Raw genomic sequence first — 22,365 nt, forward strand, 5'->3', positions numbered from 1 at the left:
CCAGGCGCCTTTATCGGGCGTCTGGATGTTTTTGAGGTGACTCATGAAAGTGATTTATACGGATACGCCGGGCAATGAACGGGGCGTCTGCTACCGCCTGCTGAGCGAGTTCTTCGGCGTGATCGGCACCGCCAGCGAGGTGGTCGTCGATGGCGATGCGCAGGAGATCGTCGACGCATATCAGGCGGCTGGCATCAAGGTTTCCGATGGCAACGAGCAGGAAGCTACGGAAACCGACCCTCTGAAAATGAAGGTCCCCGAGCTGAAGGAGTGGCTGGCGGCCAAGGGCATCACCTTCGACGCCACGGCCAAGAAAGAAGACTTGCAGGCCTTGGTGCCGGCGGAATAAGGACAAACACATGACCGACTTCATCACCGTCGCCGATGTTGACGCCCAGCTCGGTTCTGGCTGGGCCGGCACCGGTGATCCGGTTCTTGCCGTGACCATGGCCAATGCCTGGCTCACGACCAAGATTAAGCGGGCTGTTCCTAATCCAGTTCCGACCGAAATCAAAACAGCTGGCGCTCAGGTCGCCAAAGACGCGGCGGCGGGCAAGCTATACACCTCCACGCAAAAGGAAGTGCAGAGTAAGACCGTATCGGCTCAGTCCGGCACGTCAGTGAGCAAGACCTACGTGGCGGGCTCTTCCGATCAGTCCGCGGGCGTGAATTTCGCTTTGGCGCTGCTCGATCCGTGGATCAAGCGCTCCGGCGTAATGATGCTCAAGAGGACCTGATCATGGGAATGCGCCAAGAGATCCAGGCCGAAATGGCTGAGGCGTTCGATGATCCTGATGGCCTAGCCGATGCGGTCAAGCCAGTGACAGGAGTGCGAAAGGTTGCGGGCGAGTATGACCCTGACCTGGGCGGTGCGCCCGAAGTGACCACCACCTACGGCGGTCGTGGAGTATCTGGCAGCTATCTGGCCAAGGAAATCGACGGGTCATTGATTCAGACAACCGATGAAAAGCTGCTGATTTTGCAGAACGAGTTGTACGTCACTGTTGGCGGAGCACCGACAGCGATGATTGCCGAGCCGCAAATCGGCGACATTATCGGCGGAAAGCGCGCTCTGAACGTCAGCCAGGACCCCGTGGGTGCCACCTGGACAATTCAGCTGAGGGTTTGAAGATGGCATCCAAGTACGCCGGCCAGTCCGGTAGCTTCGCCCTGAACCTCGCCGAATTCGCAGCCAAGGCCACAGAGGCCATCGACGCCAGTCTTCGCGAGATCGTCATCGAACTCGGTAACAGCGTCATCCGCATGTCACCAGTGGGCAATCCAGAAATCTGGGCTGCAAACGTCGTTCATCGCGAAGCGAACACCCGGGTGGCAGACGATTACGACTTCAAGATCAACATTCGCAACACGATCATCAATCTCGATGAGTCGAACTTCACGAAGGCCGGCAAGCTCCGCAGCGGTGTGAAATACGCCAAGCCGCTGACCAAGGCTGAGCGTGACCAGAACTTCAATGTGAATGGCTTGGTGGGTGGCAAGGGCTACGTCGGAGGTCGGTTTCGCGGAAACTGGATGTTCAGCATCGGCGCGGCGGACACTACGACGACGGAAGAAGTCGATCCGAGCGGTGCCAAATCAACGGCGCGAATCGTTGCCGGTGCCATTGAGTTCAAAGCAGGGGATACCTGCTACATCACCAACAGCCTTGGTTACGCGATTCCCCTGGAGTTCGGGCATTCCACTCAAGCGCCGGGCGGGATGGTTCGCATCACTGTGGCTCGCTTCCAGCAGATCGTGCTTGAGGCCATCAGGAACAATCAGGTATGAGCCACAACGTCATTGCTTCGATCTACGAAGCTAAGCTGATCGCCTGGGCGAAAGCGTTGCCGACTCCGCTGAAGGTCGTGGTCGAGAACGAGGCCTTTACTCCCGGCGACGACGCCACTTACCTGAGAGCTTTCACGCTGCCGGCCGACACCGCGAGCAACACACTCGGCGGTGATCACAGGCTTTTCACTGGAGTATTTCAGGTCAGCATCGTGACGCCCTCGGGCAAGTACCGGGGCGCAGCTGGAGCGCTGGCGGATCAGATCGCCGCGCTTTTCCCGCTGTATGAGCGAAACACGAAAGGGGCACTCACCGTTGTGACGTTGACCCCAGTTGACCAGGGGCCAGGCATTCCCGGCGACACAAATTTCGTAGTGCCGGTGTCCTTCCAGTACCGCGCTGACACCACAACTTAATCCGCCCATTGGGCAAACCCGGAACCCGCCATTGAGCGGGTTTTTTCATGTCTGAAAAGAGGAAAATCCCATGGCCGGCATTCAAATGCCCAACGGTGCAACCTTTGAGATTGCTTCCGCCTACGGCACAGCAATTCCATTTACCTCGCTGAGTAACGCCAACCCGGCGGTGGCCACGGCCGCAGCGCACGGCCTGGCCGAAGGTGACATCATCGCGGTTAATTCCGGCTGGACCCGCCTCGACGGTCGCGCCGTTCGCGTTGCCGATATCGCCAGCGGCACTTTCGCACTGGGTGGTGTGAACACCACTAACGTTCAGCAATATCCGGCAGGCTCCGGCGTCGGCTCTGCACGCGAAGTGACCTCATTCACCGAGATCTCGCAGATCACCGAACTGAACTCCACCGGTGGCGATCAGCAGTTCCTGACCTACGGTTTCCTGGCTGACGATGATGATCGGCAGATGCCAACCACCAAGAACCCGATCACGCTTTCCATCACGGTCGCCGACGATCCTTCCAAGCCCTATGTCGATGTCTGCGAAGCTGCGGACGATGACAAGCAACCGCGTGTTCTGCGCCTGAACCTGCCAGGCGGGAGCAGCATTGTTTACAACGGCTACGTGTCGATCACTTCCACTCCGACCATGTCGCGCAACAACCTGATGGCCCGCGTTATCAGCGTCGCGTTGACCGGCCGTCCTACCCGTTATGCGGCGGTGGTGTAACTCATGGCCAAGTTCAAGATTGCTCAAAACCCTACCTTCAAAGCCGACGTCGATATTCCTCGCGTCGGCGGCACCACGATCAAGGTGCCCTTTGAATTCAAGTACCGCGATCGTAAGGAGCTCGCGAAGCTTTTCGCTGGCTGGCAGGAAAGCGCGAAGGAAGATCAGGAGCGTTTCAAGGCCAAGGGTGACGACCTCACGCTGATCGAGATCACCGACTCTCACGTTGAGCGGCAGGTCGAGCAGGTGACTCAACTGGTCACCGGCTGGGGCTTTGAAGACAAGCTGAGCCCTGAATCGATTCGCGCCTTGGTGGAAACCTCGGCCGGCGCCGGTGATGCGATTGTCGATGCCTACCAAAAGGCCTTCTCGGCGGCCCGGCTGGGAAACTGACGAAGGTCGCCCGCCTGATGTACGAGCCTGGTCCGTCTGAGGCGGATCTGGCGGCGTTCGGCTTATCCATCTCTGACATCCCCGAGGAAGAGTGCGAAGTGCTGGCCGAAAACTGGCCGGCCTTCGTGCTCTTCAACGCCATGTCCACTCAGTGGCGCACGGGCATGGGCGGGGCTACCGGCCTTGATTACACAGCTCTTCGAGACGTCTCCGACTTTGTCGGCACATCCAGAAAACAACTCAGAGAGATCTTCCCAGACCTTCAGGCTATGGAGGTCGAGGCCCTGCTCGTCATGAGCGAATCAAAGTAATGGAGCACTCATGTCGGGCACTATCGCGCAGTTAGGCATCGAGGTTGACTCGGGCGATGCGGTCAAGGCAGCAACTGACCTCGACAAATTGGTCGATGCGGGCAAGGACGCGGAGGAGGCAGCAAAGCGAACTGGCTCGGCGTGGGAGCAAGCCCTTGCCAGCATGGCAGGTGACACCAAGCAGATCGTGAAAGAGCTGCAGCTTCTGAATGCCAAGCAGGACGCCACCGCCCAACTGATGGCTACGGTGGGACGCTCGCTTGCGGAGGTCACGCAGGGGCTGAAAACCACTACGGCGGCAACTACTGAGCTCACTACCGCCGAAGTGAAACTGGGAGAATCTACAGAGGATGCGAAAAGTCGCCTTTTGGCGATGGCCAAAGCGTCCTTGGAGTCGAGCGAGTACTACCAGCGCCTGACCACAAGCATGGAGAACAATTCGGCGGCAATGGATGCTTCCGGGTCTTCGGCCAGCAGTTTGGCGGCGCTTGCTCGTCGCCTGAAGGCTGATTCAGATGCGCTGGTTGGATCAACTGACAAGCAAGCCGACGCGGCGAAAAAGGCGGCCGCTGCCACCGGCGTTCAGGCAGAAGGTCTGCAAACACTGCTCGGCAAAATCAACCCTGCCATTGCCGCGCTCGACAAGCTGGATCAGCAACAGGCGCAGTTGCAGAAGTACAAGGCCGCAGGGCTGATCGACGCTGATACGTTCCGGGAGTACTCCGCTCGTATCGATGCCTCTCGGCAGAAGCTGGGCGACTTTGATGAAGGTCTGAAAAAAACCGGTGCCAGCTCGAAACAGACCGAAGCGGCGCTTCGCCAACTTCCTTCGCAGTTCACGGACATTTTCACCAGCCTGGTCGGCGGGCAAAACCCGCTCTTGGTGCTGATCCAGCAGGGTGGGCAGATCAAGGATTCGTTCGGTGGTGTGGGAGCCACCTTTGATGCCCTCGGGGCAAAAATTAAGTCGATATTCTCGGGCGGCGCCGGTGCGGCCGTTCTCGGCGAGTCGTTGGCGGGAATAGCTGTCAACGCCAAGGATATGGCTGAGAGCACCGGCAAGGCCGGCGAGAGCCTGTCCGATCTGGCTGAAGGTGCAAACACTGCAGCTGACGCTACTAAAAATGCCAAGGAAGCAACTGACGCCCTTAGAGCCGCAACACCTCCGCTGGGGGTTGGACTTGGGCTGATTCTTGGCGGCGCCGTTGTTGCAGCGGCAGCCATTGCGGCTTTGGGGTTCGCATACAAGCAGGGCAGCGCGGAGTCCACTGCATACACTACAGCTCTGGCGATGACCGGAAATACTGCGGGAACAACGGCAGCGCAACTAAGTGTTATGGCCAAGTCGGTATCCGAGTCAAATGGAACAATCAACGAGGCAGCTGCGAGCCTGGCGCTGCTCGCGGCATCAACAAGGATCCCGGTCACCTCGTTCGAAATGATCGCCACAGCGGCGGCAAATTTTGAGGACGCGACTGAAAAAGCTGCATCTGAGACCGTCGCAAACTTCGAGAAAATCGCCAAAGACCCAGTAAAGGCAGTTCTTGCCTTGAACGAGTCGATGAACTTCCTGACGGTCAGCACTTACGAGCAGATCACGTCTCTTGAACGCCAGGGCCGAACCCAAGACGCTGCGACCGTTGCGAGCAAGGCTTATGCCGACTCACTGAACACTGTTTCGGCGAATGTGAAAGCAAACCTCGGTGTTATCGAGGCTGCCTGGAAGGATGTTGCAGACGGAGCGAAAGGCGCTTGGGACGCGATGCTCAACGTTGGCCGAGAAAAATCCTTTGCTGACAAAATGTCGGATCTTGAAAGGCGCATAGCCGACTTCAAGGTACAGGGCGAAAGCTTGGGGGGGAGTTTTGGCGCTTCACTTTCGGCCAATGCCATTGCGAAACTCGAGGCCGAAAAAACTCAACTTTTGATAGAGAAGGGTGAGGAGGATCGCCGGGCCGCCGCTAAGGGCTTTGCTCAGGAGCAGGAAAAGAAAGCCGTATCAGCTGCAGAGCATATCGGCAAGGTTCGCGAGAGCTTCCAGAGCAATGAGCAGAAGCGCGACAAGGAGATACTTGATTATCGAAAAAGTGTCGAGGAGCTCAGAAAGAGGAATGCAACCAGCCCCCTTCTCGATGAGAAGCTCGTTGCGAAAGACATCCAGAACATCAAGGACAGATACAAAGATCCCAAGGCTCCATCCGCAGGCGTTGTTGACCTCACCGGTTACAACGCCGCACAAAATGCCCTGAAGGAGATCCAGGCCGAATACGCGAACACCCAGAAACAACTGGATGCCGCACAGAAGGCCGGGCTGATCTCGCAGCAGGAATATCTGCTGAAGCGCGAAGCGTTGATCGGCAACGAGAAGGACGAGGTCACGACCGCTTATGAGGCCGAGATTGCGGCGCTTGAAGCGGCGAAGGCCAAGGCCAGCACCACGGCCGAGCAGCGTATTCAGATCGACCAGAAAATCGAAGATGCGCGCGCGGATATGGTTCGGGCACAAAAGGCGGCGGACAGCGAACTGGATGTGCTGGCGAAGAATGAACAAGGCCGGCTCAGGAAGCAGGAGCAGGCGGTTCAAACCTACACCAACGCATTGCAGCAGCAAGTTGATACCTTGCGCGAACAAGGCCAGCGTGCCGCTGCGGGACTTGGCCAAGGAGACCGGCAGCGAGGCCTGGCGGATCAGCAGAACGCCATCGACGACCGCTTCAACTCGCAGAAGCTCGATCTGGCCAACCAGTATGGCGATGGCTCGCGCGGCATGAGCCTCGACGAGTACACCGAAAAACTGGCGGCGCTCAAAGCCACGCAGAAGGATCTGCACGACACGGTTCAAGCCAACTACGACGAGATGACGGCGGCCCAGGGCGACTGGAGCGCGGGCGCATCGTCGGCGTGGCAGAACTACCTGGAATCGGCCCGAGATGTCGCCGGTCAAACCAAAAGCCTTTTCACCAACGCCTTCAGTTCGATGGAAGACGCGATCGTCAATTTCGCCATGACTGGGAAACTGTCGTTCGCCGACTTCACCAAATCGATTCTGGCGGACATGGCGCGCATTGCCACTCGGCAGGCCAGTTCGGCGCTGCTTAGCAGCTTGGTTGGCGCTGCTACCAGCTACTTCACTGGTAGCGCAGCCGGGACCGGTAACGGCCTTGCAGCAGGCTCTGCTGGTGCCACCTCTTCAAACCTTGGCGCTTCACAGGCGGGTTATTCGTCGGCCTATCTACAAGCTGACGGCGGTGCTTGGGCCAATGGTGTGCAGATGTTCGCCAATGGTGGCGCCTTTACCAACTCCGTTGTGAGCAAACCGACAGCCTTCGGCATGGCTGGTGGCGGGCTTGGGGTGATGGGCGAGGCAGGGGAGGAGGCAATCATGCCTCTGACCCGAACCGCTGGCGGACAGTTGGGCGTCCGCGCACTCAGTGCTGGCGGCTCCGGAACGACGATCAGTATCAGCGCACCGGTCACCGTCGTAACGCAAGATCGCGGATCTGAGGGGATGCAAATCGACCAGCAAGCCCTGTCGAAAAGCCTGCAATCGCAGATGCAGTCGGTCGCTGAAAAGGCAGTGGCTGATTCTTGGCGTGCCGGCGGCACCAGCTTCCGCAATGTAAATGGGAGAGCCTGATGGCAATCGAGAAATTCACATGGCCAACCCAGCACGGCGACTCGCCCGAGATTACATATCGGGTGCGTACCGCGCAGTTTGGGGACGGCTACAAGCAGGAAGTGGGTGACGGCCCAAACAACAAGGAAGATTCCTACCCGTTCACCTACACCGGCTCGCAAGCCAAAGTGCTTGAGATCATGAGCTTCCTTGATCGTCACGCCGGCGCGAAAGCGTTTCTCTGGACGACGCCTCTGGGTCAACTCGGCCTATTCACGTGCAAGAACCCCGTGCCCACACCAGTGGGTGGCGGAGTTTTCAAACTCACTGGCACTTTCGAGCGTGCATTCCAACCATAAGGGGCAACCATGCCGCTGATCAGTGACATCCAGGTGCTTGAGCCTGGCAGCGAAGTGCTGCTCTTTGAATTGGACGGCACGGACTACGGCGCAGACGTTCTGCGCTTCCACGGGCACGCCATTCCGCACACGGCCGCCGAGCTGATCGCTGCCGGTGCCAATGCTGACCAATTGCCGGCGAAAGCGATTTACTGGCAGGGCAATGAGTACAGCGCCTGGCCAATGCAGATCGATGGCATCGAGGCGAACGGCGACGGCACTGCGGTGCGGCCGAATCTTTCAGTCGGCAACGTCAACGGACGAATCACCGCGCTGTGTCTGGCTTTCGAGGATCTGCTCGAGTTCAAGCTGACGATGCGTCACACGCTCGGCACCTACCTCGACGCGGCGAACTTTTCCGCCGGCAACCCAACTGCTGACCCAACCCAAGAGACGATTGAAGTCTGGTACATCGACCAGAAGACAAATGAGGACGGGGAAACGGTTAGCTGGGAGTTGGCCAGCCCGGGCGACGTCGGCAATGAATCCATTGGCAGACAGGCTACGACGCTGTGCCATTGGTGTCTCACCGGCGGCTATCGCGGGCCGAACTGCGGCTATACCGGGCCATACGTGACCAAGGACGGCATCGTCACCGACAACCCCGAGCTGGACGAGTGTGACGCCACGCTGGGCCGGGGCTGCATCCCGCGCTTCGGCGAGGGTAACCCGCTGCCGTTCGGTGGCTTCCCGGCTGTTTCCCTCATCGCACGGAGCTGACATGCGAAAGCACATCTTGAACGCGATCCAGGCACATGCGGCTGTCGAATACCCCAAAGAGTGCTGCGGTCTGCTGCTGGTGGTTGGCCGCAAACAGCAGTACTACTCGTGCCGCAATGTCTCCACCGAACCGAACGAAGAATTCCGCATCGACCCGGAGGAGTACGCGACTGCCGAAGATATCGGCGAAGTAATCGGTGTAGTTCATTCGCATCCGGACGCAACCAGCAGACCCTCGCCGCGCGACCTCGCCATGTGCGAGGCCACGGCTCTGCCCTGGCACATACTCAGTTGGCCGGAAGGCGATCTACGCACGCTCATGCCCTCCGGAGAAGTTCCGCTGTTGAAGCGACCCTTCGTGCACGGCGCGTGGGACTGCTGGCAGGTCTGCGCAGATTGGTACAAGCGCGAATGGGGCCTGGAGTTCGAAGCGTTCAAGCGCGCGGATGCCTGGTGGGAGAGCAAGAACAACACCAGCCTGTACGAAGCGAACTATGAGGCAGCCGGGTTCTACCGGGTCGACCAGCCGCAACGCGGGGACATGATCGTGATGGAGGTGGGGCGGACGGTTTACCCGAACCATGCCGGGATCTTCCTCGGTACTGATCCTGCACTACCAAGTGAGGATGCGGCAACGTTCGGCCCCGGGCCATTCCTGTTGCATCACCTGTACGGAAGACCGTCTGAGGTCATCGTTTTCGGTGGCCCTTGGCTCGACCGAACACGCCTGATTCTCAGGCACAAAAATGCACAACCAACCAAATGACGCGGCGAAGCCGCTCGGAGTTTGACTATGAACAACTTATCGGAGAAGGAAGCAGTTCAAGATGAACTGCTTTCAAAGCTTGCAGCTATGTACAAAGTTAAAGCGGCAATTAGCCCTTCGCGTGAGTCGCTACGTGATCATCAATCCCTTTAATAGTTGACTCGACGGCTTCAAAAGGGGTTTCGAAGAAATCGATTTCCTCCTTCCGGTTCCATTTGGCGATCGGATTCGCTTTTGCGCGAGCTAGCTGCTCTTTTAGGTATTGTCGCTCTTGAGGGGTCGATTTTTCATAAATGAAGCCGCTTAGAACTTGCAGTACAGAAAGCACCCCGTAGTTATACGAGCCGTCCAGCGTATCGTTTGTCATTGGCTCTTCAGCATTGCTCATTTCTCTTTCCTTGCGTTATCCGCGCCGAAATTGGCGTAATCCCAGTCCTTGGGCTTGCAGGCAAAGGACTGGGGAATCCTTTACCAGCCCCACGTAGAAGTCGAGTCAGACACGAACGTGGGCATTAAAACTTGGAACAAGTCCTTGTCTCTATACACAGTTTGGTAAGGCGAAATTCCAGTGACATTGCCCATGAAATCGCGCTGTGTGTATCGGGTACTTTCTATGGCGGTTTTTATCTGGGTTGCTGTGATGGGTTTATCCAACTGCTTTTCGAGATCCTGTCGTAGCACCTCTACATCAGTGTAGAAACCTGCTTTGCCCGTTTGGTTTTTGATCAGTAAATACTGGAATACAGCCTCATCTAAATCCATACCACTATTGGCCACGCCGATACCTCATTGCTTAGTTGATGTTGGCGGAACGCTACTACGAGTGGATCCAATTCTGCCACTGGCAATCCATCCACGCTGGATGCCCGGACAGGTTGCTGGTAATAGCTTGCGATAGAAGCCTTGCCATAGAACCTTATGAGGCGCTCGCCTCTATGAGCTGAGATCTAGGGTTGCAAGCTCTTACCAGGTACTATCTGAGACGTCATTAGGAAAATCCAACACAAGGAATGCGTGCATGAGTGTTTCGGTACTTGAACTGGAGTCAGTAGACCGCGCTGTTGCAATCGATGTGGGAACCAGCTGGCTGCAGAATGACCCGGATAGTCCGTTTCACGCAGTGATTGATGGTCAGGACTTGATAGAGGAGCGTTGCCTCTTGATCCGTGCTGATATTGAGACGCCTGAACGGAGAACCACCGGCCGTGTTGGATTTTGTAGCGTTCGAGTATGTGATGAGTTTGTAGAGCTGTATCGTTTCTATGTGGCTCCGCATTTTCGACGCTTGGGGATTGCTCGTAAAACATTGGCACTGTTTTCTGAGTATGTATCGAACGAAGGATTTTCCGAATTCTATATTGAGGTAACCAAAAAGGAAGCGCTGGAGTTTTGGAAGGTTGCAGCTCAGGATTTCGCTGTTACCCCGGCGGGCCACATGAAGTGGAAGCTGAGCTTCGCCCCAAAGGATCTTGAGTCAAGGGAGCAAAGCATGGGCAGCAGTGGTGCGAATGATAGTAGTGCATGACCTGCTGCTGCATGCGATGGATTGGTGCTCAGTTTTGCGCGTCGTGTGGCTATGGTAGATTCCTGCTATTAACAAGGAGCTAACACATGCGGATTTTGATAGCGGCGATAGCGGCAGCGTTGTTGGCTGGGTGTGCGACTTCGCCGGTTCCAGCGGATAAAGCTGACCCAGTCCCAGCCAATCGGCTCTACGCTTTCAGCGGAAAGTCTGAGGCACAACTGCTGGTCACCCGTGACAGTGGTCTCTATGGCTCGGGATGCAACTACCGGCTGTACATCGATGGCACGTTGGCGGCGGAGTTTGCTTCAGGTGAGGTCGCCCGATTCGGCGTGAAGGCAGGCAAGCACGTCCTCGGCGTTAAACCTAGTGCTGCGTGCGGCGGATGGGGTTTGGTCGAGCGCGAGGTGGACGCTAAAAATGGTGAAACTATCAGGCGTCGAATAACCCTTTCAGGCGACTCATTCGATATCTCACCAACTGCTATTTGAAATCATCCATCAAGCCCGCTGCTGCGGGCTTTTTTGTGCGCGGAGAAAAACATGGCTGCTTTAGCGGTTGCTTACAATCCAATGACTACGATCCTTCTGTCTGGGTCGCTGGCGAAGAAATTTGGCCGAGTTCATCGGCGCCAAATAGACAGTAAGCAGGTTTGGGAGGCTTTCAAAGCACTGAAGGCAACCCTGGACGGTTTCGAAAGTGAAATAAGACGACTTGACCGGCTAGGGATGCGTTTTGCCATCTTTCGCAATCGGAAGAATGAAGCGGCGGAGGCCTTTGATCTGGGCGGCACCCGAGAGCTTCGAATCGTCCCGGTTATCTCCGGCAGCAAACGTGCCGGGCTGATGCAAACGGTATTGGGCGTGGTGCTGATCGCGGTCGGTTTCTTCGCATATGGCTCTACCACTGCGCAAGGTGCAGCGTTGATCGCGGGCGGTATCGCCTCTACAGCAGGCGGTGTCATCCAGATGCTCAGTCCTCAGCAGGGCGGCTTGTCGCAAAGCTCATCCCCCGAAAACGCACCGTCCTATGCCTTCGGCAGCGCCAAGAACACCACGGCCAGCGGCAACCCGGTACCGATCTGCATCGGCGAACGCCGATGGGGCGGGATGATCATTTCAGCCTCGATCCTAGCTGAAGACAAAGTGTAATCAGGACAGCAGCACACCAACCGCCCGCGAGGCGGTTTTTTTATGCCTGGAGGAAAGCATGGGCGCAGCAGCACAGATCGATATCCACGGCGAGAAGGGCGGCAGCAGCAAGCCGAAGTCGCCGGTCGAAGCCAGCGACAGCCTGCGCTCGACCAACTTGGCGAAACTGCTGATCGCCGTGGGCGAGGGTGAGTTCGACAGCGTCCCGACGGATTACGACATCTACCTGGACAACACGCCGATCCGTGATGCCAGCGGCAACTACAACTTCCCGAACGTGCGGTGGGATTGGCGTTCAGGTTCGGTCGATCAAACGTATATACCCGGCATCCCGTCCGTTGAAAACGAGACGTCGCTGAACGTTGAGCTACGCAGCGATGCGCCTTGGGTGCGCTCGATCACCAACACTCAGCTTTCCGCAATTCGTATGCGCTTTGCCTGGCCGGCGCTTCAGCGGCAAGATGACGAAGGCAATGTCGGCGGCTACCGCATCGACTTCGCTATCGATTTGGCCACTGATGGTGGGGCTTATCAGCAGGTGTTTCCCGGCGCGGTGGACGGCAAGACCACTACGCGCTACGAGCGGTCTATCCGCGTTGATCTACCGGATGCCACCAGCGGCTGGCAGATCCGCGTGCGCCGCCTGACGCCAAACCAGAACAGCAACAAGATCGCCGACACCATGCTGATCGCCGGTTACACCGAGGTGATCGACGCCAAGCTGCGCTACCCGAACACCGCATTGCTCTACATCGAGTTCGACGCGGAGCAGTTCAGCAACATCCCGGCCGTGACCGTGAAGTGCAAGGCACGGCGCTGGATGGTGCCGAGCAACTACGACCCGATCCTGCGCACCTACACCGGGACGTGGGATGGCAGCATGAAGTCGGCGTGGACCAACAATCCGGCGTGGATCACCTACGGGGTGTGCACCGAAGACCGTTTCGGTCTGGGCAAGCGCATCAAACCGTTCATGGTCGACAAGTGGGAGCTGTACAGGATCGCGCAGTATTGCGATCAGATGGTGCCGAACGGTCTGAATGGTGTCGAGCCGCGTTTCCTGTGTGACATGAACCTGCAAGGCAAGGCTGATGCCTGGTCGCTGCTGCGCGATATCGCCGGCATTTACCGGGGCATGACCTACTGGGCTCAGGGCCAACTGGTGATGCAGGCCGACATGCCGCGCGCGCAAGACTTCGATTATGTCTTCACCCGCGCGAACGTCATCGACGGCAAGTTTTCCTATGGCAGCGCCTCAGCGAAGACACGCTATACCCGTGCGCTGGTCAGTTACGACAACCCGGCAAACAATTACGACACCGACGTCATTCCGTTCGCTGACTTGGAATTGCAGCGTCGGTACGGCGACCGGCCGACCGAGCTGAGCGCCATTGGCTGCACCCGGGCGTCGGAGGCGCAGCGGCGCGGCAAGTGGGCGATCCTCAGCAACAACCAAGATCGCACCGTGTCATTCAAGACTGGCATGGAAGGCGTGATTCCGTTGCCGGGCCACATCATCCCCGTGGCTGATTCGCTCTTGGCTGGTCGCGAGGTGGGCGGGCGTATCTCATTGGCGTCGGGCCGCGTGGTCACGCTTGATCGTAATACTCAGGCCAAGGCCGGTGATCGTCTAATCATCAACTTGCCCGGCGGCCGCGCCGAAGGCCGCACGGTGCAAAGCGTGAATGGCCGCGCCGTGACCGTAACGACGAACTACAGCGAACCGCCGATCGCGCAATTGCAGTGGGCGCTCGATGCCAATGACTTGGCGATCCCGCTGTACCGCGTGCTGCGCACTCGGCGCACCACCGAGGGCGATTTTGAGATCAGTGCGCTGCAGTACGACCCAAGCAAATTCGCTTACATCGACACCGGCGCGCGCCTTGAAGAGCGTCCGATCAGCGTAATCCCGATTACCGTTGTGCCGGCGCCGGCAAGCGTCACCGTCGTCTCCACCTCATCGGTTGTGCAGGGTCTGGCCGTAGCCACCATGACGATCAGTTGGCCGGCCGTGGATGGCGCGGTTGGCTATGACGTTGAGTGGCGCAAGGACAGTGGCAACTGGATCAAGCTTCAGCGCACCGGCATGACCAACGTCGATGTGGTCGGCATCTACGCGGGCGCCTACGTGGCCCGCGTACGCGCGGTGAGTGCGTTCGACATTTCGTCGATCTGGCGCAACTCGATCCTGACCAACCTCAAGGGCAAGCAGGGTTTGCCACCGGCACTCAGCTATCTGACAGCTACGCCGCTGCTCTTTGGCATCTACCTGAAGTGGGGCTTCCCGGTTGGCGCCGAGGATAGTCAGCGCACTGAAATCTGGTACGGGCCGACGACTCAACTGGACGCGGCCACGAAGCTGACCGACCTGGCTTACCCGCAAAGTGACTTCTCCATGCTCGGCTTGCGTGCCGGCGTGACGTTTTACTTCTGGGGGCGGATCGTCGACAAGATCGGCAACATCGGGCCTTGGTATCCGATCGGCATGGGTGTGCAGGGCCAGTCGAGTTCAGACGCGGCGGCAATTCTGGAAATGATCGCAGGGGAGATCGGTCGTACAGAGCTCGGCCAGGACATTCTCGACGAGATCGACAAAATCCCGGGACTTCAGGCGCAGATTGATGCGCTGGACGGGCTGAAGACTTACAACCCAGACGACACCTACGAGGAATACGACCTTGTCGTGGTTGGCAAGAGGATCTACCAAGCCACAGGCCCGGTGCCGATTGAAACCCCACCACCCAATCCTACCTATTGGCTGGACGTTGGTCAGACCGTGCAAACGGCGAACGGGTTGGCTCAGCAGGTTGCGACCAATACCGCCGAGATTACCGAACTAGACGGCGTAGTTACGGCGCAAGCAACGGCCTTCCAGGCTCTTCGTGCATCTTTCCGAGACGACGGCGGGGAGGGTGATCTCGCTGATGCGCTGCAAGGCTGGAACAGTACCTCCAGCATTGCGACCGAGTCGAAGGTGAGGGCGTCGGAAAACGAAACGACCGCCCGAACCATGACAGAACTGACGTCGACCGTCGGTGAGAATCAGGCGGCTGTTGTTGACCTGCGGCAAACCGTGGCAACCGATAAGGAAGTCACGGCACAGGCAATCACCCAAGTTACCGCGAAGGTCGGCGAGAACACTGCCGCCATTCAGGAAACTTCGACTGCCTACGCGGACACCAGCGGAAAGCTCACCACGATGTGGTCGGTGAAGATGCAGGTCACGCAGGACGGAAAGTACGTCGCGGCGGGTATTGGGCTTGGAATCGAAAATACCGGCGCCGGATTGCAGAGCCAGTTTCTGGTGAGCGCGGATCGATTCGCCATCGTCAACACCATTGCCGGCGGCGCGATCTCGGTACCGTTCGCGGTGCAGGGCGGCCAAGTGTTCATGAACTCGGCGTTCATCGCTGACGGGACGATCACCAACGCCAAGATCGGCAGCTACATCAGCTCCATCAACTATATCGCCGGCCAGCAAGGCTGGATTCTCAATAAAGACGGAACGCTGGAGATCAACGGCATCGTGCCTGGACAGGGTCGGCTGGTGATCAACTCGCTGAACGTCTCGGTCTACGACGTCAACAACGTGTTGCGTGTGCGTCTCGGCTATCTGGGGTAATCAATGGCTCATGGCATGCGGATCTGGGGCGCCGACGGGGCGCTTCAGGTCGATGAGAATTCGTTCACCATCCGGGTGGTGTTTTCGACGCTGGTCACTTTCAGCAATGCTGCGAAGACCAACCAAGACTTCTCCGTCCCGGGCGTCGGACCAGCAAATGGCGCTGCAATCGTGGTGCCGATTGGGGCTTATACGAATCAGCAAATGCAGTTCGAAACAGAGCTCATCGACAATGTGGCACGGGTCTATAACCACACGCGTGGTTACGCAAGCACGATCGCGTCCGGGACGATGCGACTGATCGTCATGAGGTTCAACTGATGGCCTATGGACTCGAATTCACCAACAACAGCAACGTGGTCACCATCGACTCGGAGTTTTCAAGGTTGATGGTAATTGCCAGCGGCAGATACGCCCCGACCGAAGAGGGAGGTATGGGGTCGACTACTTACTTCGCAAGGCCGGTGACTTCGCAAGAGCCACCTCTCGTATTTGTCCGCCCTGATACCGTCGCGGGCATCGCAGGCTTGAGCAGCATGAGGCTGATCGGATCGGCTGGAAACTGGACTGGCTTCTATGTTCGGGCTTACAGCACCGCTACCGCCCAGCCCAATGGTCGCTATTTTGTTGGTGCTTTCGCCGCTCAAGCAGTGGCTCAGTACGGCATGCGGCTGTGGGATGGGACCGGCAAAATGCTCTTCGATTCAGGAACCCCCAACGCGACTTTCACGCGCAGTTTCCAAAACTGGACCTACGTGAAATCCGATATGACTGATCAAGGCCTGTACCGGAACTACTACTCGGTGCCGTTCAGCTTCCCGCAAAACGAATTCATGCTGATCAATAATTTCGGCATGAACATGGTGTCCGGCGGGACGATTCCCAGACAGCTGTATTGCACGTGGGATTTCGTGGGAAACACGCTTTACGCCGTAACTGTCGCAGCCAACAACCCCTTCAATTTTTTCCTTCTAGCGGTTTTTGCCAAGCAAGCCGTCTAAATTCGCTTTCTATAGGATGCTGCCATGCCCTGGTACAAATCAGGAACGGTCTCTGTCACCCAAAATTCCAACGCGGTCATCGGTGCCGGCACGGCGTTCATTGCTAATAGCCGGGTCGGCGACGCATTCCGTGGGCCTGATGGTGGCTGGTACGAGGTGACGAACATTGCCAGCGACACGGCCATGTCGATCTCACCGAACTATCAGAGCGCCACAAACGCTGCCGGCAGTTACGCGGTGGCGCCGATGCAGGGCTATGTCAAGGACTCGGCCGATGCGCTGCGCTCGTTGGTCAATCAGTGGGGCCAAAAGCTGGCGGCGCTCGGTACGACCGGCAACTATGAAATTCTTCCAATCAGCAAAGGTGGCACGGGCGGCGCAACATCGGGCGAGGCACTGACGGCGCTCGGGTTTTCCAACTTTGGTAAATCGCTGATAGACGATGCAGACGCCGCTGCCGGGCGTGCGACTCTTGTCGCGGCGAAGAGTGGGCAGAACTCCGACATCACGGAGATCACAGGGTTGTCGAAGCCGCTGACGATTGCGCAGGGCGGAGTTTCTCCCGGTTACATTGAGGGGCTTCTGCTGTCCTGGAACAGCGCGAATTCGCTTTCTGTTGGTACCGGGGCGGCATACATCCCCGGTACCGGGAAGGTCGTGCAGGTGGCTGCTGCGCTGACGCTGTCCGCATTGAGTTTGGCGGCCAACACCTGGTATCACATTTACCTGTACGACAATGCCGGTGTCGCCGCGATAGAAGCAGTAACCATCGCGCCAGCCACACCGTATTTCAGCAGGGCCCGCAATAAAAACAGCGATTCGAGCCGACGCTACCTGGGTTCAATGGTGACGAACTCATCAGCCCAACTTCACAAGATCATCCACCTGCAGAACAGCACAGTGTTCTATCTGGAATCGCTGAACCTTGCACCTTTCCTCGTGGTTGCGGGGGCGGCGACAGCGTTCACTGCAGTTGATTGCAGCTCGATCGTACCGTTGACGTCCAAAGAGGCGAAGACCAACTACCTGCTGACGACCAATGTCGGTAACGCGTTTATTGCCAATTCCGAGGTCAACTTCACGCCCAGCGCCAGCAACTATCTGCTGGCGATCACCTTAGGCTCGAGCGGTTCGGCAGATTTGGTGCTGGATGCAAGCCAACGATTCACTTACGCGCTCGATGCGACCCCGGGCAGCGGCCTGTTTCGGGTGCGCGTGTCCGGCTATCGATTTGAGAGGTAACCATGCCTTACGCAACTACCGATTACGGCTGGCGCGCGGTCGGCGCCGAATTCACCCAAGCGGAGTTGGCTCGGGGTGAAAGCCTTGTCGAGGAAATTCCCCAGTCATTAATCGACGCCATCGCTGCTTAAGATTTGTTGCGCGAGACGACGGCTGACTTGAACGCCCGCACACGCCAGGCAACAGCGCGGGTAACCGCGTTGCAAGGTCGAGTCGACGCAATCAACGATACCATTGCTGGCGTTACGCTCTGCCCTTCGTGAGTTCACGATGCGATTCCCAAGCCTGATTTAGCTTGATGCCTCCCTTGCCCTAATTGCTGTGCCTACGTGATTGCGTCGTTTAAATCTGATGCATGGTTGCTCAATTAGAAACCAGCTTGCGATGCAGGTCGGAATCAGGACAACTACCAAAATTACGCTAGCGTTTAATATGTCAGTGATTCTTAATTTTTCGGTTATGAAAAGAAGGATTGGTATGTGGTAAATATATATACCGTAGCTGATGTCGGGCAGTTTCCTGCGAATTAACGGGTATCCGCTAATGCCGACCAATACAATAGCTGCAGCCTGAAGTAGCGGGCGCATAGGGAAAGGTGGAGAGACCAATAGTGCAATCAGGAAAACCCAAGGTAGCACCAGACCGAACACCTTAAGCCTCGCTCTATATAAAAACGCGAGATTCCCCACAAAAAAGGCTTGTGCTAATAGCGCTAGCGTGATGCTTAGTGGGTCGCTTCTGTAAGCAGATAAAGAAAAAGCGATGACGGTCGTAAGTGCAAGAGCGCCCCAGATTAAGATTGGCTTTTTGTATGCTCCAATAAACCAAAGAAAAGCCAGCATTAAATAGGAAAGTTCTTCCCAAGCTAGTGACCAGAGGGCTTGATTGGTATAGCCATTTTTTGGTAGATAAATTCCGCCAGTCAGCCATGTTGTAATTGAGTTTTTTGTAACAGTGAAATCAAATAGAAAATAGGTAAGTAACAGAGAGGCCGTAAGCGCTGGGATGATTCTCAGGATGCGCCGTATAGCAAAATCTTTTAGTGATGTTTTCTCGCTATAACTTTTTAAAACGACAACGCCACTTATCGCTAGAAATGCAGGGACGGCCATTATCCAAGCTTGCCAAGATCTGTTTGGAGTGCAGAACAGATAAAGATGTGCGACGACTACAATAAAAGCTAAGAATAATCGCAGTACATCAAAGTTTGGGTATCTTTCTGCGCTTGCAGTATCCATTTGTTTCATGGGTATTCCATTGCAAATTCGGCTAAATAAACCGCGTGATGTTAACCCAAATCCTCTGTAGCAACCATTTGCACTTGCTGCAGGTCCACCAGAACACCTGCCTCGAGCGGGTATTTTTTTGCCTGGAGAAAAGTGATGGCAGCAACTGAAAAAGACCGCGACATCCTCGCCCGCACGCTGTGGGGCGAGGCTCGCGGGGAATCACCGGCCGGGCAGGTGGCCGTGGCCTGGACGATACGAAATCGTGTGTTTGATGGGAAGACTATTTCGTGGTGGGGGGAGGGATACGCCGGTGTGTGCCAGAAGCCGTACCAGTTCAGCTGCTGGAACAAAAACGACCCGAACTTCCCCTACCTGAGCGGGGCGAAGCAGATCCCGTTTCGCGAACTGGCGCAGGCGCGGATTGCAGCAGACCAAGTGATCGACGGAAAGGTGCCTGATCCTACTGGTGGAGCGACGCACTACTACTCGATTGCCATGAAGACGGCCCCAGCATGGTCGGCGAAAGCCAAGCAGACGCTGAGGCTGGGCGGGCACGTTTTCTTCAAGGATGTGCCGTGATGACCGTGCCGTGGAAGCTGGTCGGAGTGCTGGCGCTGGTGCTGAGCGGCGCCGGCAGTGCTTGGCAGTTTCAGGATTGGCGCTACGACAGGCAGCTGGCCGAGCAGGCGCGGCAGCACGCCGACACCATGAATCAACTGACTCAGGCTGCCGCCACCGCGCAACAGGCCGAGCAGGAAAAGCGGCTGGCGCTCGAGCAGAAGCTGGCAGCCAGCGAGCAAACCCACTTCGAGAAAATGACCAATGCACAAAAGGATCAGGCTCGCCTGCGCGATCGCCTTGCCACTGCTGATGTCCGGTTGTCAGTCCTCCTCGACGCGGATTCAGCCGGTGGCTGTTCAGTGTCTGCCGCCCCCGGCGCCGGCGGCGTGGATCATGCAGTCGTACGCGCCCGACTTGACCCGGCGTATGCTCAGAGAATTATCGCAATCACCGACACCGGCGACCGCGGACTGATCGCGCTGCAGGCTTGCCAGGCGTATGTGAAGAGTCTGCAGCAGTGATGGCGCCGCGCCATTCTTGCGAGGTCGCAAGCCGTGAACCATCATTTAGACTCGGACGGGACGAATGGTGAACATGGACAAGCAACTGGCGGGCTACTCAATTTTGATGACGATTATTTGGGTTTCAGTCGTCCTTTCCGTCATGTATTGGATGTCGTAGTGAAGGTAATAGGTGGCTGAATTGGAAGGCGTAGTGCTGAGCGAGAAGATGCAGAGAGAAGCGGATCGGCTGCTGGCGCAAATTGTCCGAGCTGATTCGATGATCATCGCTGTAAAGGCGGGAGCACGAGCGGATGGCTTCGTGCTTGGGCTGGAAACCGGCGGGGCTCTGCGCGCCGGTGATGCTGAAAGGCTGTACATCATTTTTGAAGCTGCTCTGGTGGAGCGTCTGACATCACTGGCAAAGGGTTGAGTCAATCCGCTGGTTTGATCAGGTCTGGTCCCTGATTTCTGACATTCCCCACGGCCCGGTCAACCTTGAACCATTCGAACATTTCTGTCGGCTCACCCTGGTGCAGCACCATCTGTTCAGCGCGCTCATTCGGCGTGTCCGGGTCAAACCATTCGCGGGCGAGTTCAGGTGATAGTGTCACTGGCCGCCGATCGTGAATGTCGACCATTCCGCCTGCGCTGTCGGCGGTGATGATCACAAAGCCGTCGTGTTCGCTGGCGTCATGCTCGTTATTCGGGTATTGGCCGATGGCGGCGCATAGAATGGGTGAGCCATCCCGGTGCCGGATCAGGTAGGGCTGCTTCTTTGGGGTGCCTTCGTCGACCCACTCAAACCAGTTATTGATCGCGATGATCGCCCGGTGCGGCCAGATCGCGCGGAAGAACGGGCCGTGGGCGACTTTCTCGACCCGCGCATTGATCGGCGCGGCGCGATCCTTCGCCCAATGCGGGCGCCATCCCCATCGGACCATGTCGGCGTGAAGATAATCGCCTTCCTGATGGAAGAGGACGAGTTGCGCGGTAGGTGCGGCGTTGTATCGCTCGAGAGGTTGCTCGCCCACCGAGCTAATTAGGGCATTCGGCATGCTGAGCGCTGCAACGAAGTCATGAATACCGCTGTACTGGGTAAGTCGTCCGCACATTATAAGATCCTCGCATGATGCTTTCAGCGTAGACCTAAGACGCAGGGTTGTTTTTACGTAATGAGGGTTCGCTGGTAGCATCCAAAAAATCTTAAAAGAGATGGGTGCCTGAATGAAGGATGGTCGCTTTTCAGTTGGCCCTGATGCAGCTGTTACAATCGGTGATCGTCTTCGCCGGGAGCGTGCGAGGCTTAATATGAGTCAGCATGAATTCGGTTTAATCGGTGGCGTCCAGACAGATGCGCAATACAAATATGAGCGAGGTCTTCGCATTCCAAAAGCAGACTACCTCGCTGCCTTGGCGAAAATAGGTGTGGATATTCTTTATGTTGTCACAGGTACCAATGCGCCAATGAGTCCGACAGATGCCGCAAAAAAATCAGCACGAAGCTAAAAACGCCGTCTACCATTGAGCTTGTCCTGCAATATCTTTGGCCCGCGCGCCCTTTCGCGGGCTTTTCTTTTCTCGGCATTAAATTGAAGCGGGTGGTGGCTTCGTCACAAATCCATTTCCAGCGCAGGTCGGGCAATCGTCACGCACACCAAAGTGATCGAGGCAGCCGGGGCAGATGCAGAAAGCTGCCGACTCAATATGAGGTCGCACTTTTTCAAAGGTGCGCAGATCCCGTTCTTCCTGTGCAACCTGAGCCGCATCTACGAGCGCCCGATAGGCGTCAGGGTCAGAGAGAGGGTGGTGGGTTATGCCGGCAATCATTCGTTCGGTCTCGACCAACTGATACCGGCGCCCGTTCATTTCCAGCACCAAGCCTGAAATCTTCCCAATCTTTCTGGAAAGCCCCAAGGTCAGCCGCACACTATCCGCGTCAGAGTAGACCTTGCCGTCGTAGGCGAAGGAGGCACCGCGAGGCTCGTCATTCGCGAAGTTGAAAATCGAGCGGCTGATCGTCCCGAGTAGCTTTCCGTTATCTGCCTGCACGACGTCATAAGTCGATGCGCCGCGGTAATGGCCTGGCGAACTCTGCAACTCCTCGACAGCATGCCAATAGGCCGCGTCTGCCATCTCGTTCATGTCGAATTGCTCAACTTGATCTATCAACCCTTCGGCTTGCAAGGCTGTCGCCATTTCGTGAAGAGTTTCACGGTGCCCCTCGGGGTTTTGCATACGGAAGTCTTGGTCGTCGAGTGTGTCGCGCCAATGCTTGAGCCGGAGGTTTTTCGCCTGGTCGAAATTCATGCTGCGTGATTCGCTGTACAAGTGCTGTATGCATGTACAGTAATTGAGGGGCGGCAAACCTGCGAGAGGGAGGCGACGAAATGTAAAAAATT

General features: G+C 57.0%; 29 protein-coding genes. 24 read left to right on the top strand and 5 right to left on the bottom strand.

Features of this window, described 5'->3' with window-relative positions; translation table 11 throughout:
• Positions 1 to 43: 43 nt before the first annotated feature.
• From EJA70_RS23815 to EJA70_RS23870, 12 genes are all read left to right on the top strand, one after another.
• Complete coding sequence (locus EJA70_RS23815) at positions 44 to 349, top strand: HeH/LEM domain-containing protein (RefSeq protein ID WP_158833955.1); 306 nt, start codon at positions 44 to 46, stop codon at positions 347 to 349.
• 10 nt (positions 350 to 359) lie between these two features.
• Positions 360 to 737 (top strand): hypothetical protein, encoded by a 378-nt coding sequence (locus EJA70_RS23820; protein ID WP_158833957.1) that lies wholly within the window; start codon positions 360 to 362, stop codon positions 735 to 737.
• A gap of 2 nt (positions 738 to 739) precedes the next feature.
• Positions 740 to 1,129, top strand: coding sequence for a hypothetical protein (locus EJA70_RS23825; RefSeq protein WP_158833959.1), 390 nt, complete (start codon positions 740 to 742; stop codon positions 1,127 to 1,129).
• Positions 1,130 to 1,131: 2 nt separating this feature from the next.
• Positions 1,132 to 1,788: a hypothetical protein gene (locus EJA70_RS23830; protein WP_158833961.1), complete on the top strand. Its 657-nt coding sequence runs from the start codon at positions 1,132 to 1,134 to the stop codon at positions 1,786 to 1,788.
• The gene (locus EJA70_RS23835; protein WP_158833963.1) at positions 1,785 to 2,204 is read left to right on the top strand and encodes a phage tail terminator-like protein; all 420 of its coding nucleotides are present in this window, start codon (positions 1,785 to 1,787) and stop codon (positions 2,202 to 2,204) included. The genes EJA70_RS23830 and EJA70_RS23835 overlap by 4 nt, the downstream gene beginning before the upstream one ends.
• A gap of 70 nt (positions 2,205 to 2,274) precedes the next feature.
• Complete coding sequence (locus tag EJA70_RS23840) at positions 2,275 to 2,931, top strand: phage tail protein (RefSeq protein ID WP_158833965.1); 657 nt, start codon at positions 2,275 to 2,277, stop codon at positions 2,929 to 2,931.
• A 3-nt stretch (positions 2,932 to 2,934) separates the two neighbouring features.
• Positions 2,935 to 3,324 carry a phage tail assembly chaperone gene (locus EJA70_RS23845; protein ID WP_008076942.1) on the top strand — a complete coding sequence of 130 codons (390 nt, stop codon included), beginning with the start codon at positions 2,935 to 2,937 and terminating at the stop codon, positions 3,322 to 3,324.
• A 17-nt stretch (positions 3,325 to 3,341) separates the two neighbouring features.
• Positions 3,342 to 3,635, top strand: coding sequence for a DUF1799 domain-containing protein (locus tag EJA70_RS23850; RefSeq protein ID WP_142579744.1), 294 nt, complete (start codon positions 3,342 to 3,344; stop codon positions 3,633 to 3,635).
• A gap of 10 nt (positions 3,636 to 3,645) precedes the next feature.
• Entirely contained in the window at positions 3,646 to 7,272 is a 3,627-nt protein-coding gene (locus EJA70_RS23855; RefSeq protein ID WP_158833967.1) for a phage tail tape measure protein, read from the top strand.
• Positions 7,272 to 7,610 (top strand): phage tail protein, encoded by a 339-nt coding sequence (locus EJA70_RS23860; RefSeq protein WP_158833969.1) that lies wholly within the window; start codon positions 7,272 to 7,274, stop codon positions 7,608 to 7,610. Before EJA70_RS23855 ends, EJA70_RS23860 begins: the two co-directional genes overlap by 1 nt.
• A gap of 9 nt (positions 7,611 to 7,619) precedes the next feature.
• Complete coding sequence (locus EJA70_RS23865) at positions 7,620 to 8,369, top strand: phage minor tail protein L (RefSeq protein ID WP_158833971.1); 750 nt, start codon at positions 7,620 to 7,622, stop codon at positions 8,367 to 8,369.
• 1 nt (position 8,370) lies between these two features.
• Complete coding sequence (locus tag EJA70_RS23870) at positions 8,371 to 9,135, top strand: C40 family peptidase (RefSeq protein ID WP_158833975.1); 765 nt, start codon at positions 8,371 to 8,373, stop codon at positions 9,133 to 9,135.
• A gap of 109 nt (positions 9,136 to 9,244) precedes the next feature.
• Here EJA70_RS23870 and EJA70_RS23875 read toward each other — a convergent pair whose 3' ends face one another.
• Positions 9,245 to 9,523: a hypothetical protein gene (locus EJA70_RS23875; RefSeq protein ID WP_158833977.1), complete on the bottom strand. Its 279-nt coding sequence runs from the start codon at positions 9,521 to 9,523 to the stop codon at positions 9,245 to 9,247.
• An 80-nt stretch (positions 9,524 to 9,603) separates the two neighbouring features.
• Positions 9,604 to 9,912, bottom strand: a complete 309-nt coding sequence (locus tag EJA70_RS23880; RefSeq protein ID WP_158833979.1) for a hypothetical protein — start codon at positions 9,910 to 9,912, stop codon at positions 9,604 to 9,606.
• 241 nt (positions 9,913 to 10,153) lie between these two features.
• Here EJA70_RS23880 and EJA70_RS23885 point away from each other — a divergent pair, with 241 nt between their 5' ends.
• The 8 genes from EJA70_RS23885 to EJA70_RS31180 all read left to right on the top strand — a co-directional run bounded on the left by EJA70_RS23885 (position 10,154) and on the right by EJA70_RS31180 (position 17,804).
• Positions 10,154 to 10,660: an N-acetyltransferase gene (locus EJA70_RS23885; protein ID WP_158833981.1), complete on the top strand. Its 507-nt coding sequence runs from the start codon at positions 10,154 to 10,156 to the stop codon at positions 10,658 to 10,660.
• Positions 10,661 to 10,746: 86 nt separating this feature from the next.
• On the top strand, positions 10,747 to 11,148 hold the full coding sequence (locus EJA70_RS23890) for a hypothetical protein (RefSeq protein WP_158833983.1): 402 nt from the start codon (positions 10,747 to 10,749) through the stop codon (positions 11,146 to 11,148).
• Positions 11,149 to 11,199: 51 nt separating this feature from the next.
• Positions 11,200 to 11,808 carry a tail assembly protein gene (locus EJA70_RS23895; RefSeq protein WP_158833985.1) on the top strand — a complete coding sequence of 203 codons (609 nt, stop codon included), beginning with the start codon at positions 11,200 to 11,202 and terminating at the stop codon, positions 11,806 to 11,808.
• 58 nt (positions 11,809 to 11,866) lie between these two features.
• Positions 11,867 to 15,430, top strand: coding sequence for a host specificity protein J (locus EJA70_RS23900; RefSeq protein ID WP_158833987.1), 3,564 nt, complete (start codon positions 11,867 to 11,869; stop codon positions 15,428 to 15,430).
• A 15-nt stretch (positions 15,431 to 15,445) separates the two neighbouring features.
• Entirely contained in the window at positions 15,446 to 15,751 is a 306-nt protein-coding gene (locus EJA70_RS23905) for a hypothetical protein (RefSeq protein WP_158834103.1), read from the top strand.
• A complete protein-coding gene (locus EJA70_RS23910) occupies positions 15,751 to 16,431 on the top strand; it encodes a hypothetical protein (RefSeq protein WP_158833989.1) in 681 nt (226 codons plus the stop codon). Before EJA70_RS23905 ends, EJA70_RS23910 begins: the two co-directional genes overlap by 1 nt.
• A gap of 24 nt (positions 16,432 to 16,455) precedes the next feature.
• Positions 16,456 to 17,673 (top strand): hypothetical protein, encoded by a 1,218-nt coding sequence (locus EJA70_RS31175; protein ID WP_256677722.1) that lies wholly within the window; start codon positions 16,456 to 16,458, stop codon positions 17,671 to 17,673.
• Positions 17,674 to 17,675: 2 nt separating this feature from the next.
• Positions 17,676 to 17,804 (top strand): hypothetical protein, encoded by a 129-nt coding sequence (locus EJA70_RS31180; protein ID WP_256677723.1) that lies wholly within the window; start codon positions 17,676 to 17,678, stop codon positions 17,802 to 17,804.
• A gap of 159 nt (positions 17,805 to 17,963) precedes the next feature.
• Here EJA70_RS31180 and EJA70_RS23920 read toward each other — a convergent pair whose 3' ends face one another.
• Positions 17,964 to 18,920: an acyltransferase gene (locus EJA70_RS23920; RefSeq protein ID WP_158833991.1), complete on the bottom strand. Its 957-nt coding sequence runs from the start codon at positions 18,918 to 18,920 to the stop codon at positions 17,964 to 17,966.
• A gap of 135 nt (positions 18,921 to 19,055) precedes the next feature.
• Here EJA70_RS23920 and EJA70_RS23925 point away from each other — a divergent pair, with 135 nt between their 5' ends.
• The 3 genes from EJA70_RS23925 to EJA70_RS23935 all read left to right on the top strand — a co-directional run bounded on the left by EJA70_RS23925 (position 19,056) and on the right by EJA70_RS23935 (position 20,396).
• Complete coding sequence (locus EJA70_RS23925; protein ID WP_158833993.1) at positions 19,056 to 19,481, top strand: cell wall hydrolase; 426 nt, start codon at positions 19,056 to 19,058, stop codon at positions 19,479 to 19,481.
• The gene (locus tag EJA70_RS23930) at positions 19,481 to 19,984 is read left to right on the top strand and encodes a lysis system i-spanin subunit Rz (RefSeq protein WP_158833995.1); all 504 of its coding nucleotides are present in this window, start codon (positions 19,481 to 19,483) and stop codon (positions 19,982 to 19,984) included. The genes EJA70_RS23925 and EJA70_RS23930 overlap by 1 nt, the downstream gene beginning before the upstream one ends.
• 181 nt (positions 19,985 to 20,165) lie before the next feature.
• On the top strand, positions 20,166 to 20,396 hold the full coding sequence (locus EJA70_RS23935) for a hypothetical protein (RefSeq protein WP_158834105.1): 231 nt from the start codon (positions 20,166 to 20,168) through the stop codon (positions 20,394 to 20,396).
• A gap of 1 nt (position 20,397) precedes the next feature.
• Here EJA70_RS23935 and EJA70_RS23940 read toward each other — a convergent pair whose 3' ends face one another.
• The gene (locus EJA70_RS23940) at positions 20,398 to 21,078 is read right to left on the bottom strand and encodes an SOS response-associated peptidase family protein (RefSeq protein ID WP_158833997.1); all 681 of its coding nucleotides are present in this window, start codon (positions 21,076 to 21,078) and stop codon (positions 20,398 to 20,400) included.
• 112 nt (positions 21,079 to 21,190) lie between these two features.
• Here EJA70_RS23940 and EJA70_RS23945 point away from each other — a divergent pair, with 112 nt between their 5' ends.
• Positions 21,191 to 21,472 (top strand): helix-turn-helix domain-containing protein, encoded by a 282-nt coding sequence (locus EJA70_RS23945; protein WP_158833999.1) that lies wholly within the window; start codon positions 21,191 to 21,193, stop codon positions 21,470 to 21,472.
• Positions 21,473 to 21,550: 78 nt separating this feature from the next.
• Here EJA70_RS23945 and EJA70_RS23950 read toward each other — a convergent pair whose 3' ends face one another.
• Positions 21,551 to 22,273 (bottom strand): hypothetical protein, encoded by a 723-nt coding sequence (locus EJA70_RS23950; RefSeq protein ID WP_158834001.1) that lies wholly within the window; start codon positions 22,271 to 22,273, stop codon positions 21,551 to 21,553.
• Positions 22,274 to 22,365 lie beyond the last annotated feature (92 nt).

The organism is Pseudomonas sp. PB103 (genome assembly GCF_009764635.1).
Taxonomy (GTDB): domain Bacteria; phylum Pseudomonadota; class Gammaproteobacteria; order Pseudomonadales; family Pseudomonadaceae; genus Aquipseudomonas.